We start from the raw sequence: 14758 nt of genomic DNA, 5'->3' as shown, positions 1-14758 counted from the left end.
AAGGAAACGGTTATGGCGGACGGCGCGCCGAAATGGGCCCTTGTCACCGGCGCGACGGGCGGTCTCGGCCGCGCCTTTTGCGAGGCGCTGGCGCGGCGCGGCTATAATCTCGTCGTTTCGGCGAGGCACGCGGCTCCTCTCGAGGAGCTCGCCGAAGTGCTGCGTGCCGGCCATGGGGTGGAGATCGCGGTCGAGCCGGCCGATCTCGCCGGGGCCGGTGCTGCGCAGGCGCTGAAGCGGGCGGTAGAGGCACGCGGCATCGCGGTCGAGACATTGATCAACAATGCCGGCTTCGGGCTCCACGGGCGCTTCCACGCCCAGCCGGCCGAGGCGGTCGGCGGCATGGTGGCGGTCAACGTCGGCGCCCTCACCGAGCTCACCCACGCCTTCGCCGCCGACATGGCCGAGCGTGGCGGTGGCCACATCCTGCTCGTCGCAAGCACCGCGGCCTTCCAGCCGATCCCCGGTTACGCCGTCTACGCCGCCAGCAAGGCCTACGTGCTTTCGCTCGCGCACGCGCTGCACGAGGAACTGCACCGGCGCAAGGTCGTCGTCTCGGTCCTGTGTCCGGGGCCGACGGCGACGGAATTCTGGGCGCGGGCCGACCACGAGCTCAAATGGGGCGCACGGGCCGATCTGATGCAGCCCGGGCCTGTCGTGGAGGAGGGGCTTCGGGCGCTCTATGCCGGAAAGCCGGCGGTCGTCGCCGGTCTTGCCAACCGCCTCATGGCATTTTCGACGCGCCTTGCCCCGCGCAGCCTGCAGGCGAAGGCGGCGGAAGTGTTCATGGCATCGGGCAAGAAGAAGGGCTAGCGCCGGCGCGCCGGCGACGCGATTTCAGGCGGAAACGAGCGTCGCGGCGGGGTCGCCGAAAAACCCGGTGCGTTCGACCGTGCCGTCGGCGAGCATGTGCACCTTGCCTTCCGCAACGAGTTTCAGCGCCAGCGGATAGCTCCTGTGCTCGATGGTGAGCACGCGCGCCGCGAGGCTGTCTTCAGTGTCTCCGGGAAGGATCGGCACGACCGACTGGGCGATCACCGGGCCTTCATCCATGCCGGCGGTGACGTAGTGCACGGTGCAGCCGCTGACGCGCATGCCGGCATCGATCGCCCGCTGATGGGTGTGCAGCCCCGGAAAGAGCGGCAGCAGGGAAGGGTGAATGTTGAGGATTCGCCCCTCATAGGGCCGGATGAAATCGGCCGACAGAAGGCGCATGTATCCGGCGAGGCAGATCAGGTCCGGCGCGAGTTCGCCGAGCTTCGCGAGGATCGCCGCTTCGTGCTCCGCCTTCCCGGCATAGGCCTTGCGTTCGAAGACGAAGGTCGGAATGCCTTTCGCGGCTGCCCTGGCGAGACCGCCGGCGGACGCCTTGTCGGAAATCACGCCGACGATTTCGGCCGGAAAATCCGTGGCTTCGGTCGCCGCCAGCAGCGCCATCATGTTGGAGCCGCCGCCGGAGATGAAGACGACGACGCGTTTGCGCGGGGTGGTCATAGAGCGAGCGTGCCCTTGTAGACGGTGCCCGCCGCACCTTCTGTCCGGGCGACCATGCTGCCGAGAGTTACGACCGTCTCGCCTTCGCCGGCAAGCACTTCGCTGACGCGGGCGGCGTCCTTCTCGGCGACGACGACGATCATGCCGATGCCGCAGTTGAAGGTCCGGAGCATCTCGTTCTGCGCGACGCCGCCGGTCTTTGCGAGCCACGAGAACACGGAGGGCACGCGGAAGGCGCCGAGGTCGATTTCCGCGGCAAGATGTTTCGGCAGCACGCGCGGAATGTTTTCCGGAAAGCCGCCGCCGGTGATGTGGGCAAGCGCCTTCAGGGCACCCGTTTCGCGGATCGCCTTCAGGAGCGGCTTCACATAGATGCGTGTCGGCGCAAGCAGCGCCCGGCCGAGGCTTGCACCTTCGGCAAACGGCGCCGGCGCGTCCCAGGAAAGGCCGGAAAGTTCGACGATCTTGCGCACCAGCGAAAAGCCGTTGGAATGGACGCCTGAGGAGGAGAGGCCGAGGATAACGTCGCCTTCGGCGATATCACCGGCGGGCAGGAGCTGGCCGCGTTCGGCCGCCCCGACGGCGAAGCCTGCGAGGTCGTAGTCGCCGCCGGCGTACATGCCCGGCATTTCGGCGGTTTCGCCGCCGATCAGCGCGCAGCCGGCTTCCCGACAGCCATCGGCAATGCCGCCGACGATCGCCGCACCCTGGTCGGGATCGAGTTTGCCGGTGGCAAAATAGTCGAGGAAGAACAGCGGCTCGGCGCCCTGCACGACGAGGTCGTTGACGCACATCGCGACGAGGTCGACGCCGACCGTGTCGTGAATGCCGGCGTCGATGGCGATCTTGAGCTTGGTGCCGACGCCGTCATTGGCGGCGACGAGGACCGGGTCCTTGAAGCCGGCGGCCTTGAGGTCGAAGAGGCCGCCGAAGCCGCCGATCTCGCCGTCAGCGCCGGGGCGGCGCGTGGACCGGACGGCGGGCTTGATCTTCTCGACCAGCAGGTTGCCGGCATCGATGTCCACACCGGCGTCGCTATAGGTCAGACCGTTCTTGCCGTTCTCGGACATGGGGCTCTCCAATCGGGTGTCGTCGTTCTCCCGCGCAATGGCATGACCGGGGCGGGGATTCAAGGGAAATACCGGGAAATCCCGGTGAAAAAGCTCCCGTGCGGGCGTCTTCTCGGCGGCCGGGGAAGTTTTTCGTTCCCAAGCGGCCGGCCATGGGCTAAGGAGCGCGCCGTAACGCATACCGGTCGCAGCCTACCCGGTCAAAACAAGGACGAACAACATGAAAACCATCGTGGTCTGCTCCGGCGGACTGGACTCCGTTTCGCTCGCCCACCGGATCGCGGCGGAACACGAACTTCTGGCCCTCATTTCCTTCGACTACGGACAGCGCCACAAAAAGGAGCTGGACCATGCGGTCGACTGCGCTGCCCGGCTCGGGGTGCCGCACGAGATCATCGACATCTCCGGCGTCGGCCGGCATCTGAGCGGTTCGGCGCTGACCGATGCCGTCGACGTGCCGGACGGCCACTATGCCGAGGATACGATGAAGGTGACCGTCGTGCCGAACCGCAACGCCATCATGCTGGCGATCGCCTTCGGCGTCGCCGCGGCCCGCAAGGCCGATGCCGTGGCCGTGGCTGTGCATGGCGGCGACCACTTTATCTATCCCGATTGCCGTCCGGGCTTCATCGACGCCTTCCAGGTGATGCAGGACGCTGCCCTCGACGGCTACGCGGCGGTGCGGCTCTACGCCCCTTACGTCAACGTCTCGAAGGCGGACATCGTGACCGACGGAGCGCGGCACGGCACGCCCTTCGAGCGGACCTGGTCCTGCTACAAGGGCGGCGAGCGCCATTGCGGCCGCTGCGGCACCTGCGTCGAGCGGCGCGAGGCCTTCCATCTCGCCGGCGTGAGCGATCCGACGGACTACCAGGATCCGGATTTTTGGGTGGCAGCGACCGGCACTTTCAGGGCGGAAGAGGTCCGCTGATGTACCGCATCACCAAGGAATTCCATTTCTCCGCCTCGCACCAGTTGAAGGGCCTGCCGGCGGATCATCAATGCGCGCGTCTGCACGGCCACAACTATGTCGTCGAGGTTGAGCTTTCGGCCGCCGAACTCGACGAGCACGGCTTCGTGCGCGACTATCACGAGCTGGCACCGTTGAAGCGCTACATCGACGAGGTCTTCGACCACCGTCACCTGAACGACGTCCTCGGCCATGACAAGGTGACGGCCGAGTGCCTCGCCCGGCATTTCTACGACTGGTGCAGGGCGCGGCTGCCGGAAACCTCGGCAGTCAGGGTCAGCGAGACGCCGAAGACCTGGGCGGAATACCGGCCATGACGGAGGCATCTAACTCGCCCGTCCTGGTGAGCGAGATCTTCGGGCCGACGATCCAGGGCGAGGGGGTACTGATCGGCCTGCCGACCGTCTTCGTGCGCACCGGCGGCTGCGACTACCGTTGCAGCTGGTGCGACAGCCTGCATGCGGTCGAGAGCCGCTTCCGCCACGACTGGAAGCCGATGACGGCGGAGGACATCTGGGGCGAAGTCACTCGGCTGTCAGGCGGCGAGCCGCTTACCGTTTCGCTCTCCGGCGGCAATCCGGCGATCCAGTCGCTCGGCGACCTGATCGACCGTGGTCACGGCGAGGGCTACCGCTTCGCGCTCGAGACGCAGGGGTCGCTGGCAAGGCCGTGGTTTGCCCGGCTCGACACGCTGGTGCTGAGCCCCAAGCCACCGTCGAGCGGCATGGCGTGCGACCTGACTGCTCTCACCGGGTGCGTTGAAGCGGCGGGAGAGGGACCGCAGACCGTCCTGAAATTCGTCGTTTTCGACGCGGAGGACTTCGCCTTCGCCCGCGAGGTTTCGGCGCACTTCCCGGCGCTCCCCGTCTACCTGCAGCCGGGCAACCACACTCCGCCGCCGGCCGATGGTGAGGGAACGATCGACATCGACGGCCTGACGGAGCGGATGCGCTGGCTGGTGGACGCGGTTGCAGGAGAGCGCTGGTTTTCCGCGCGCGTCCTGCCGCAGCTTCACGTCATGCTCTGGGGAAACCGCCGGGGCGTCTGAGCGGCCCTTCGCTGAGCGGCGGAGAGGGATGGGTTGCCGCGGCCCTTGACCCTCGAGCCCCGGCCATTCTACTTGCTATGCCGACCACCGCAGCGGAGCATCGAGCATGACCCAGCACATTTCCGGCGTTACCCTGAAGCGGCAGGCCTTCTTCGGGCTCGCGGCGCTTGCCGGCTTCATCCTGTTCCTGTTCCTGTTCCGCACCATCCTGCTGCCGTTCATCGTCGGCATGGCGCTCGCCTATTTTCTCGATCCCGTCGCCGACAGGCTGGAACGGCTCGGCCTCAACCGGTTCATGGCGACGACGCTCATTCTGGTCGCCTTCATCTTCGTCTTCGTGCTGGCGTTGATGATCATCATTCCGGTGCTGGCCACGCAGCTCAATGACTTCATCCAGCATGTTCCGGGCTATGTCAGCGAGTTGCAGAACTTCATCGCCACCTCAAACGCCCGCTGGCTGCCGCAGTGGCTGGACGGCCAAATGGGGACGATCAAGGAGAACTTCTCCAAGCTGCTGACCGAGGGCGCCGGCTTCGTCGCGACGCTGGTGGCGCAGATCTGGAACTCCGGCAAGGCACTGGTCGATATCGCCGCGCTCCTCGTCGTCACGCCGGTCGTCGCCTTCTATCTCCTGCTCGACTGGGACCGGATGGTGGCGAAGGTCGACCACTGGATCCCGCGCAACCAGGTCGGCGCGGTCCGCGAGATCGCCACCGAAATGGATAAGACGATCGCCGGTTTCGTGCGCGGGCAGGGATCGCTCTGCCTCATCCTCGGCATCTATTATGCCGTCGGCCTTTCGCTGATCGGCCTCAATTTCGGGCTGCTGATCGGCTTCTTCACCGGCATGATCAGCTTCATTCCTTATGTCGGCTCGACGGTTGGCCTGGTGCTCGCCGCAGGTGTCGCGCTGGTGCAGTTCTGGCCCGATTACGTCCATGTCGTGATCGTGGTGGTCTTCTTCTTCTCCGGCCAGTTCCTCGAAGGCAACATCCTGCAGCCGAAGCTGGTCGGCCAGAGCGTCGGGCTCCATCCGGTCTGGCTGATGTTCGCGCTGTTCGCCTTCGGTGCGCTCTTCGGCTTCGTCGGCGTGCTCGTGGCGGTTCCCGCCGCGGCAGCGATCGGCGTCCTTGTCCGCTTTGCCCTCTCACGGTATCTTGAAAGCGATTTGTATTATGGGCAGACACCGGCGCGCGGCGTTGAGCAGAAGCCGGATGTCTCAGAGAAATAAATGAGTGAAAACAAGAAGGCCGAGGCGAAGCTGAAAGTGGCGGAACAGCTTCCGCTGGTGTTCGGCCATGCCGCCGCGACAGGCCGCGACGACCTCCTGGTCTCCGGACGTCTCGAAGCGGCCGTCGCCATCATCGATTCCTGGCCGAACTGGCCGTCGCCCGTGGTGATCCTCGCCGGCCCCGCGGGCTCGGGGAAGTCGCATCTTGCCGAAATCTGGCGCGAGCAGAGCGGTGCCGTCGATATCCATCCGGTCGCCGGAGCAGAGGCGGCCCTTGCCGCTGCCGCAGGCCCGGTCCTCTTCGAGGATGCCGAGCGGCGGGGTTTCGACGAGGTCGAGCTCTTCCACTTGATCAACAGCGTGCGCGAGAACGGCACGAGCCTTCTGATGACGTCCCGCACCTGGCCTCTTTCCTGGGCCGTCGCGCTGCCCGACCTGCGTTCGCGGCTGAAGGCCGCGACCATGGTCGAGATCGGCGAGCCGGAGGAGGAGCTCCTCGCCCAGCTCATCGTCAAGCTCTTCGCCGACCGGCAGCTTGCGATCGACGACCGCATCGTCGGCTATATCGTGCAGCGGATGGAGCGCTCCTTTGCCGCCGCCCAGGACGTGGTCGATCGCATCGACCGGCTGGCGCTGGCGCGCCGGGCGAAGATTTCGCGGGCCCTGGTCGGGGAGATTCTCGACGAACTCCACGGCGATGACCATCACGATTGAGTTGTCACAGTGCCGTCTTGAAGCTGCTATAGTGGGCGCCAGAGGGCGAACATAAGGACGGAATTATGGATCACGTTGCAACCGGGATGGAAACGGTCGGGGTCGAGGCGAGCGCCGAAACGGAAGACCTGATGACCAGTCCTTCGCGCTTCATCAACCGCGAATTTTCCTGGCTGCAATTCAATCGTCGCGTCCTCGAAGAGACGCTGAACACGGCCCATCCGCTACTCGAGCGGGTCCGTTTCCTGTCGATCTCCGCGACCAACCTCGACGAGTTCTTCATGGTGCGCGTTGCCGGTCTCGAAGGGCAGGTGCGCCAGGGCATCGCCATCCGTAGCCCCGACGGCAAGACGCCGCTCGAACAGCTCGAGGAAATCCTGAAGGAGATCGACAATCTCCAGATGGAGCAGCAGGCCTCGCTCGCCGTCCTGCAGCAGTACCTCGCCAAGGAGGACATCCTCATCGTCCGCCCGGCGGCCCTCTCGGACGAGGACCGGGCATGGATCGAGACGGAATTCGAGGAGTCGATCTTTCCGGTGCTGACGCCGCTCTCGATCGATCCGGCGCACCCGTTCCCCTTCATCCCGAACCTCGGTTTCTCGATGGGGCTGCAGCTCGAGCGCAAGCAGGGCCGTGAGCCGATGACCGCGCTCCTGCGCCTGCCGACGACGCTCGACCGCTTCATCCGGCTGCCCGACGACCGGAATATGCTCCGCTACATCACGCTCGAAGATGTCGTCGGCATGTTCATCGACCGGCTCTATCCCGGCTACGAAGTCATGGGCTTCGGCACGTTCCGGATCATCCGCGACAGCGATATCGAAGTCGAGGAAGAGGCCGAAGACCTGGTGCGCTACTTCGAGACGGCGCTGAAGCGTCGCCGCCGTGGCTCGGTGATCCGCATCGAGACGGATTCGGAAATGCCCGCCGCGCTGCGCCAGTTCGTCGTCCACGAGCTCGGCGTGCCGGAGAACCGGGTGGCGATCCTGCCCGGTCTGCTGGCGCTCAACACGCTTTCCGAGATCGCCAAGGCGCCGCGCGACGACCTGCGCTTCGAACCCTACAATGCCCGTTTCCCCGAGCGCGTGCGCGAACATGCCGGCGATTGCCTGGCGGCGATCCGCGAGAAGGACATGGTGGTCCACCATCCGTACGAATCCTTCGATGTCGTCGTGCAGTTCCTCCTGCAGGCGGCCCGCGATCCGGACGTGCTGGCGATCAAGCAGACGCTCTACCGCACCTCGAACGATAGCCCGATCGTCCGCGCCCTCATCGATGCGGCCGATGCCGGCAAGTCGGTGACGGCGCTCGTCGAGCTCAAGGCGCGTTTCGACGAGGAAGCGAACATCCGCTGGGCGCGCGACCTCGAACGCGCTGGCGTACAGGTGGTCTTCGGCTTCATCGAATTGAAGACACACGCCAAGATGTCGATGGTGGTGCGCCGCGAAGAGGGCAAGCTCAGGACCTACTGCCACCTCGGCACCGGCAACTATCATCCGGTCACGGCGAAGATCTACACCGACCTCTCCTTCTTCACCTGCAATCCGAAGATCGCCCACGACATGGCGAACGTCTTCAACTTCATCACCGGCTATGGCGAGCCGGAGGAAAGCATGAAGCTAGCCGTCTCGCCCTATACACTTCGGCCGCGCATCCTCAAGCATATCGCCGAAGAGATCGAGCATGCCCAGGCCGGTCGTCCGGCGGCGATCTGGATGAAGATGAACTCGCTCGTCGATCCCGAGATCATCGATGCGCTCTACAGAGCAAGCCGGGCGGGCGTGGAGATCGACCTCGTGGTGCGCGGCATCTGCTGCCTGCGTCCGCAGGTGCCGGGGCTTTCCGACAATATCCGGGTGAAGTCGATCGTCAGCCGCTTCCTGGAGCACAGCCGCATCTTCTGCTTCGGCAACGGCTACGGCCTGCCGTCGGAAAAGGCGCTCGTCTATATCGGCTCTGCGGACATGATGCCGCGCAATCTCGACCGGCGCGTGGAAACGCTGGTTCCCCTGATAAATCCGACGGTTCACGAGCAGGTTCTTTCACAGATTATGCTCGGCAATCTGATTGACAACCAGCAGAGCTACGAGATACTGCCCGACGGTACCTCCCGCCGCATGGAAGTGCGCCCGGGAGAGGAACCGTTCAATGCGCAGCAGTATTTCATGACCAATCCCAGCCTTTCGGGCCGGGGCGAAGCATTGAAATCGAGCGCGCCGAAGCTGATCGCCGGCATCATCTCCGGCCGAAAGAAATAACTGGTACTTCATGACACGATCAGAAGCGCAGGGACGTTTACCCGGTATCGCCCCTGTCTCCGTCATCGACATCGGCTCGAACTCGATCCGCCTCGTCGTCTATGAAGGTCTTTCCAGGTCGCCTGCCATCCTGTTCAACGAAAAGGTCCTCTGCGGCCTCGGCAAGGGGCTTGCGTCGACCGGGCGCATGGACGAGGAGGGCGTGCGCCGTGCGCTCGCGGCACTCCGGCGTTTTCGTGCGCTCTCCGAGCAGGCGCAGGCCACATCCATGTACGTGCTGGCGACCGCCGCAGCGCGGGAAGCCGCCAACGGCCCGGATTTCATCCGCGAGGCCGAGGCGATCCTCGGACACCCGATCGAAGTGCTGAGCGGTGAACAAGAGGCGCTCTATTCGGCGCTCGGCGTCGTCAGCGGCTTCCATGATCCGGACGGTATCGCCGGCGACCTCGGCGGCGGATCGCTGGAACTCATCGACATTCGCGGCCGGGAGCTCGGCAAGGGCATCACCCTGCCGCTCGGCGGTATCCGCCTGTCCGAGACCGCCGAAGGTTCTATCGCCAAGGCCCGCACGATCGCCCGTCGGCTGATCCGGGAGACCACCATGCTCGAGAAGGGTGAGGGGCGCACCTTCTACGCGGTCGGCGGGACCTGGCGAAACGTCGCCAAGCTGCACATGGAGAAGCGCAACTACCCACTCCACATGATGCAGGGCTACGAACTGCCCTACGACGAGGTCGCCCGCTTCCTCGACGAGATCGTCGCCAACGGCGACAGCCGCGATCCGGCCTGGCAGGCGATTTCCAAGAGCCGCCGGGCGCTTCTTCCCTACGGCGCCATCGCCATGCGCGAGGTGCTCGACGCGATGAGGCCGGCGAAGGTTTCCTTCTCGGCACAGGGCGTGCGCGAAGGCTATCTCTATGCACTTCTCTCGGAAGAAGACCGCGCCGCCGACCCGTTGCTCGCCGCCGCCGACGAACTGGCGATCCTGAGAGCCCGTTCACCCGAGCACGCACGCGAGCTTGCCGACTGGACCGGCCGGATGATGCCGTTCTTTGACATCGACGAGACGGTGGAGGAGGGCCGCTACCGGCAGGCCGCCTGCCTGCTCGCCGACATCAGCTGGCGGGCGCATCCGGATTACCGTGGCCTGCAGGCGCTGAACATCATCGCCCATTCGTCCTTCATCGGGATCACCCATCCGGGACGCGCGTTCATCGCGCTCACCAATTACTACCGCTTCGAAGGGCTCAACGACGACGGCCAGACCGGCCCGCTCGCCGCGATCGCGACCGAGCGTCTCTTGCAGCGGGCGAAGCTCGTCGGCGGTCTGTTGCGGGTCGTCTATCTCTTCTCCGCCTCGATGCCGGGTGTGGTCGACAGTCTCACCTTCGAGCGCTCGGCAAAGCCGAACCTCGATCTCGAATTCGTCGTGCCGCCGCAGTATCGCGGCTTTGCCGGCGAACGGCTGGACGGACGCCTGCAGCAGCTCGCGCGGCTGACCGGCAAGCGGCTCGCCTTCCGTTTCGAATAGGCCTCAGGTTCATCGTACCGTCGAAATGAGCGCCTGCCAGCGGCCGGGCGTCATGCCATAGGCCAGTTTGAAATGCCGGGTGAAACGCGCCTGATCGGCAAAGCCCGCGGCAAGCGCGACCTGCGCCAGCCCTTCACGTTCGCGGATGAGCGAGCGTGCGAGATCCAGTCGCCGCATGACGAGATAGCGATGCGGGCTCGTGCCGAAGGCGCGGCGGAACTGCCGGGCGATCGTGTAGCCGTCGAGGCCGGCGATCGCCTCCAGCTCGGAAGAACGAACCTCCCGTGTACAATGCGCCGCGAGAAAGTCCCGGCAGGCGGCGATGCCCGCCGATACGCCTCGCGTCGCAGGTCGGCCCCTGTCGTCGCAATGCAGCTTGAGGCCGTCGGCGATCATTGCCACGACCGCGGAGACGGCGAGCTCCGAGGGGACTTCGTCCAGCTGGATGATCGCTTCGGCGAGGCCGCGACGGAAACCCTGATCGTCGACGACGGGGTCGGCGACGAACGGTAGCGCGCCCCGCCTCCCGAGGGCATCGGCAATCTTTTCCGGAGCGACGTAGATCATGCGGTAGGAAAGCCCGCTCTCGGTTCCGGCCGCGCCGTCATGCAACTCGTCGGGATGCAGGACGATAATATTGCCGGGCAGGCTCGCGCGGCGTGATCCGCGATATTGAAAGGTCTGCACGCCCGAGAGCGTTACGCCGATGCCGTAGGTGTCGTGGCGATGCGGGGAAAATCCGTCGCCCCTGAAGGCCGCCTCGATATGTTCGAGCCCCGCCGAGCCGCCGAGAAGGCGCAAGCGGTCCTCCGTGACCGAAGTGCAGGATCGTTCAAGACCGCCCGCCACGACCTTCGCTATAGCGGCGGCAGGGGCGGGTGTGCCCTTGAAACCGCGGAGGGAATTGTCGTCCATGTTCGATACCAAGATTGTCGTCGTCCTCAGGGAGGATCTCGCCAGCTGGCAGAAGCTCAACGTCACCGCGTTCGTGACGAGCGGCATCGTCGCGCAGGAAGCATCCATTATCGGTGAACCTTACCGCGATGCGGCCGGCAACGTCTACAACGCCATGGCTGGTCAACCGATCGTCGTGCTCTCCGCCGATGCGTCGACGCTATCTACGATCCACCGGCGTTCGTTGGAACGCGGCGTGACCGCCTCGCTCTACATCGAGGAAATGTTCTCGACGGGCCACGACGCCGCCAACCGGGCCGTCTTTGCCGAGTTTGCGCCGGACAATGCGAAGGTAGTCGGTATCGGCCTCAGGGCCGAGAAGAAGCTCGTCGACAAGATCACCAAAGGTGCCAGGCTGCACGGCTGAGAATGGACGCGTGCCGTTATCCTTGCCGTAACCTTATGTCTCCTCGCTGAGGTGGGCCCAGTTTCGGCCGTTGTGTCGGGCGTCTCGCGGCGTAGTCTGCGGCCACCGAACACAACGAGGTACTTATCGTGTCGACCTACAGCATCAACTTCAACAATAATGCCGGCTCGTCCGGCATCACGATCTATCAGAAAGCGCCGAAGACGGGCGATCAGTCCAGCGTCGCCTGGCAGACGAAGTCGCCACTCGCAAGCCCGGAGATCCAGGTTGACTGGACTGTGGAGTACACGACGAGCGATCCGTCGGCAGCGCCGGGCGCATCGGGTGTGGCTCTTTATGATCCGAACGGAGCGCTTCAGTCGCTGGAGAGCGGACCGACCTTCGTTCTGAAGCTCTGACCTGCGCGAAAGCTGGAGATTGCGGGGCCGGTGCACGACCATGCGCCGGCCCTTGCGATTCCGTCAATGGCTGAGTCGGGGGCTATACCCCGTCGAGAAGATCGCCTTCCGGGCCGATTTCCACTGGCGGGAGATGGAAGCCGTCGCCCCAGTCGGCCCGCCGCGCTTCACGGAAGAGATCGCCGTCGCGCCGGCTGACGGTGAGTTCCCCTATGGCGCCGTCCGAACGGCAGAGCTTGAGGCGCACGAGGCCGCTTGCGACGCGCGGTGGCGCAAGAATCCGTGCCGGGGGCGGCTCGGCCGGCATCCGCGAGGCGGCGATGAAGATGTACTTCTCGTCTTCCCAAGGCACGTCCGCCTGCTTCGCCAGCCGGTGAAGGCGAGAGCGCGCCACGCGCCGCGAAAAGTGACACCAATCGCTGCCGGTGATCGCGCAAGGTGTGGCGTGCGGGCAGGGGGCCACCAGATGCCCGCCAGTCCTGATCAGGGTGTCTCGGGCGATCTGTATACGCCGCCAGCCGGCCGGCGTGCCCGGTTCCACGATCACCAGCGTCTGTCCGGTCAGCATCCAGAGCTTTTCCGTCACCGCGGCGACGGCCGTCTCGGCAATTTCGTCGAGCACATAGGCGAGCGTCACGAGGTCGGCCGGCGCCTGGACGGGAAGTGCCGCGGTGACGTCGCCGGCAAGCCATGTCGAATCTACCGTCGACGATCTGGCGAGCGTCTCGCCGACGGCGCGGATAGATGCACTCGCCTCGACGATCGTCGCCTGGCGGAGTTCCGGCCAGCAGTCGGCGGCCGCCCAGAGCGCGGTGCCGGGGCCGGCACCGACATCGAGCAGCGTTTTCGGCACGAAAGAGGGAGAAGCCTCGGCGACCATGTCGAGCGCCGCCCGGACGGCGGCAAACGTCGCCGGCAGACGGGTGGCGAGATAGGCCTTGGCGGCGAGCGTCCCGTCGATATGGAAACGCCCGTCGCGCACTTCGCGGCGGTATCGATCGGAAAGGGTCTGGCTGGCGCGGGTCAGACGGTCGAGCGGCTCGCCTTCGAGAGCTTCATCGACGGCGCGGCGCAGGACGGCGGGCAGTTCCACGGTTCAGCCTCGCTGCCGCGCGTCCCATTCGGGGCGCAGGATGGACATCATGATCATGTTGGAACGCCTGCCGTCCGGCAGCACGGCCGCCTCGCGCCGGACGCCTTCCTTGAGGAAGCCATTTTTCCCGTAGACGCGCCAGGCCGCCTCGTTACCTTCGACGAGGTTGAGCCACAGGCGGTGGACAGGCGTGTGGGTAAAGCTCCAGTCGACCACGAGGGGCATGAGCCGCGAACCCAAGCCGCGACCCCTCTCGGTCACCGCGAAGCGCTTGAGGCAGACATTGCCGTCGCGGTTGTCGAGGTCGTTGAGGATGGCGAAACCGTCATCACCCACGAGATAGGCCCAGGCGGGATCGGCAATCCTTGCGTGGTGTTCTGCTTCCCCGAAGCGCCCGACCACGAGGTCATAGCCCGGCAGCCGCTCCGTTCGCATGATGAACGGGATGTCGTCCGCCGTGGCGCACCGAAGGGTGGTCACTGCCTCAGAACTCCACCGCTTCGACGCGCTTGTCGACAAAGCGCAGGCCGACGCCGCCGGAGATGAGCTTCAGGGCGAGGTCGCCGAAGAGTTCGCGGCGCCAGCCGTGCATTGCGCCGACATCGGCCTTGTCGCCTTCGGCGGCGATCCTTTCCAGGTCCTCGCTGTTGGCGATAACCTTCGCGGCGACGCCGTGCTTTTCGGAGGTGAGCCGCAGGAGAACCTTGAGAAGCTCGACCGAGGCGGCGGCCCCGTCGGGCGCCTGGACGTGCCGATGCACATGCGGCATCTCCGTCTTCGGCAGGGCGAGCGCCTCGTTGACCGCTTCGATGATGGCAGCACCCGCATTCGAGCGTTCCCAGCCCTTGGGGATGGTGCGCAGCCGGCCGAGCGCCTCGACATCCTTCGGCTGCTGCTGGGCGATCTCGTAGATCGCATCGTCCTTCAGCACGCGGGAGCGCGGGACGTTGCGGTTGCGCGCCTCGCGCTCGCGCCAGGCGGCGACATATTTGATGACGGCGAGCTCCTGTGGCTTGCGGAGCCGCATCTTCAGCCGCTGCCATGCGTCGTCCGGGTGCAGGTCGTAGGTCTCGCGCGACTCAAGGATGTTCATCTCCTCGGTCAGCCAGCCGGCACGTCCCTCGCGCTCGAGTTCGTCCTTGAGCTTCAGGTAGACGTCGCGCAGATGGGTGACGTCGGCGAGCGCATATTCGAGCTGTTTGTCGGAAAGCGGTCGCCGGCTCCAGTCGGTGAAGCGCGAGGTCTTGTCGATGTGGACGTTTTTCACCTTCTGCACGAGCTGGTCGTAGGAGACCGAATCGCCGAAACCACAGACCATCGCTGCAACCTGCGTGTCGAAGATCGGATGCGGGATCAGGTTGCCGAGGTGGAAGATGATCTCGATGTCCTGCCGTGCGGCATGGAACACCTTGACGACCGAAGTGTCCGCCATCAGCGCGAAGAAGGGCGCGAGATCGATGCCCTTGGCGAGCGGATCGACGATCACTTCGAGGTCCGGGCTCGCCATCTGGATCAGACAAAGTTCCGGCCAGAACGTGGATTCACGCAGGAATTCGGTGTCGATGGTGATGAAGTCGGACTTGGCGAGCTGTTTGCAGGCTTCCTCGAGGGCAGCGGTCGTTTCGATCAT

The 14758-nt window shown here is 65.3% G+C and carries 16 protein-coding genes; 10 read left to right on the top strand and 6 right to left on the bottom strand.

Going from position 1 to position 14758, the window contains the following annotated elements:
• The first annotated feature begins 12 nt into the window (after nucleotides 1–12).
• Nucleotides 13–813: an SDR family NAD(P)-dependent oxidoreductase gene (locus H4I97_RS10440; RefSeq protein ID WP_182304563.1), complete on the top strand. Its 801-nt coding sequence runs from the start codon at nucleotides 13–15 to the stop codon at nucleotides 811–813.
• Nucleotides 814–837: 24 nt separating this feature from the next.
• Here the strand turns inward: H4I97_RS10440 and purN are convergent, their stop codons facing one another.
• Together purN and purM are read right to left on the bottom strand one after the other, a co-directional pair.
• Nucleotides 838–1494 carry a phosphoribosylglycinamide formyltransferase gene (purN, locus tag H4I97_RS10435; RefSeq protein ID WP_182304562.1) on the bottom strand — a complete coding sequence of 219 codons (657 nt, stop codon included), beginning with the start codon at nucleotides 1492–1494 and terminating at the stop codon, nucleotides 838–840.
• Nucleotides 1491–2564, bottom strand: a complete 1074-nt coding sequence (gene purM / locus H4I97_RS10430; protein WP_182304561.1) for a phosphoribosylformylglycinamidine cyclo-ligase — start codon at nucleotides 2562–2564, stop codon at nucleotides 1491–1493. The genes purN and purM overlap by 4 nt, the downstream gene beginning before the upstream one ends.
• A gap of 220 nt (nucleotides 2565–2784) precedes the next feature.
• Here purM and queC point away from each other — a divergent pair, with 220 nt between their 5' ends.
• The 7 genes from queC to ppx all read left to right on the top strand — a co-directional run bounded on the left by queC (nucleotide 2785) and on the right by ppx (nucleotide 10316).
• Complete coding sequence (gene queC, locus H4I97_RS10425) at nucleotides 2785–3495, top strand: 7-cyano-7-deazaguanine synthase QueC (RefSeq protein WP_182304560.1); 711 nt, start codon at nucleotides 2785–2787, stop codon at nucleotides 3493–3495.
• Nucleotides 3495–3851: a 6-carboxytetrahydropterin synthase QueD gene (gene queD, locus H4I97_RS10420; protein WP_148174816.1), complete on the top strand. Its 357-nt coding sequence runs from the start codon at nucleotides 3495–3497 to the stop codon at nucleotides 3849–3851. Before queC ends, queD begins: the two co-directional genes overlap by 1 nt.
• On the top strand, nucleotides 3848–4582 hold the full coding sequence (queE, locus tag H4I97_RS10415) for a 7-carboxy-7-deazaguanine synthase QueE (protein WP_182304559.1): 735 nt from the start codon (nucleotides 3848–3850) through the stop codon (nucleotides 4580–4582). The genes queD and queE overlap by 4 nt, the downstream gene beginning before the upstream one ends.
• A gap of 106 nt (nucleotides 4583–4688) precedes the next feature.
• Complete coding sequence (locus tag H4I97_RS10410) at nucleotides 4689–5813, top strand: AI-2E family transporter (RefSeq protein ID WP_182304558.1); 1125 nt, start codon at nucleotides 4689–4691, stop codon at nucleotides 5811–5813.
• Entirely contained in the window at nucleotides 5814–6527 is a 714-nt protein-coding gene (gene hdaA / locus H4I97_RS10405; protein WP_182304557.1) for a DnaA regulatory inactivator HdaA, read from the top strand. It begins immediately after the preceding gene.
• A gap of 65 nt (nucleotides 6528–6592) precedes the next feature.
• On the top strand, nucleotides 6593–8785 hold the full coding sequence (locus H4I97_RS10400) for an RNA degradosome polyphosphate kinase (RefSeq protein ID WP_182304556.1): 2193 nt from the start codon (nucleotides 6593–6595) through the stop codon (nucleotides 8783–8785).
• Nucleotides 8786–8795: 10 nt separating this feature from the next.
• Nucleotides 8796–10316, top strand: a complete 1521-nt coding sequence (gene ppx, locus H4I97_RS10395) for an exopolyphosphatase (RefSeq protein ID WP_182304555.1) — start codon at nucleotides 8796–8798, stop codon at nucleotides 10314–10316.
• A 9-nt stretch (nucleotides 10317–10325) separates the two neighbouring features.
• On the opposite strand, the gene H4I97_RS10390 is transcribed toward ppx, so the two are convergent.
• Nucleotides 10326–11231, bottom strand: coding sequence for an AraC family transcriptional regulator (locus H4I97_RS10390; protein WP_182304554.1), 906 nt, complete (start codon nucleotides 11229–11231; stop codon nucleotides 10326–10328).
• Between H4I97_RS10390 and H4I97_RS10385 the strand changes: the two genes are divergently transcribed.
• Together H4I97_RS10385 and H4I97_RS10380 are read left to right on the top strand one after the other, a co-directional pair.
• Nucleotides 11230–11637, top strand: coding sequence for a DUF2000 family protein (locus tag H4I97_RS10385; protein WP_182304553.1), 408 nt, complete (start codon nucleotides 11230–11232; stop codon nucleotides 11635–11637). The genes H4I97_RS10390 and H4I97_RS10385 overlap by 2 nt on opposite strands.
• Nucleotides 11638–11765: 128 nt before the next feature.
• The gene (locus tag H4I97_RS10380; protein ID WP_182304552.1) at nucleotides 11766–12035 is read left to right on the top strand and encodes a hypothetical protein; all 270 of its coding nucleotides are present in this window, start codon (nucleotides 11766–11768) and stop codon (nucleotides 12033–12035) included.
• Between the two features lie 82 nt (nucleotides 12036–12117).
• Here the strand turns inward: H4I97_RS10380 and H4I97_RS10375 are convergent, their stop codons facing one another.
• Genes H4I97_RS10375 through rnd form a run of 3 tightly spaced genes read right to left on the bottom strand, consistent with a single transcriptional unit; the run spans nucleotide 12118 to nucleotide 14758 of the window.
• Entirely contained in the window at nucleotides 12118–13128 is a 1011-nt protein-coding gene (locus H4I97_RS10375) for a small ribosomal subunit Rsm22 family protein (protein ID WP_182304551.1), read from the bottom strand.
• A gap of 3 nt (nucleotides 13129–13131) precedes the next feature.
• On the bottom strand, nucleotides 13132–13608 hold the full coding sequence (locus tag H4I97_RS10370) for a GNAT family N-acetyltransferase (RefSeq protein ID WP_182304550.1): 477 nt from the start codon (nucleotides 13606–13608) through the stop codon (nucleotides 13132–13134).
• Between the two features lie 4 nt (nucleotides 13609–13612).
• The gene (gene rnd, locus H4I97_RS10365; RefSeq protein WP_182304549.1) at nucleotides 13613–14758 is read right to left on the bottom strand and encodes a ribonuclease D; all 1146 of its coding nucleotides are present in this window, start codon (nucleotides 14756–14758) and stop codon (nucleotides 13613–13615) included.

Source organism: Ciceribacter thiooxidans (assembly GCF_014126615.1).
GTDB classification, from domain to species: domain Bacteria; phylum Pseudomonadota; class Alphaproteobacteria; order Rhizobiales; family Rhizobiaceae; genus Allorhizobium; species Allorhizobium thiooxidans.
The sequence above is the reverse complement of the archived record's forward strand: the minus strand, read 5'-3'. Positions and strand labels throughout refer to the sequence as shown.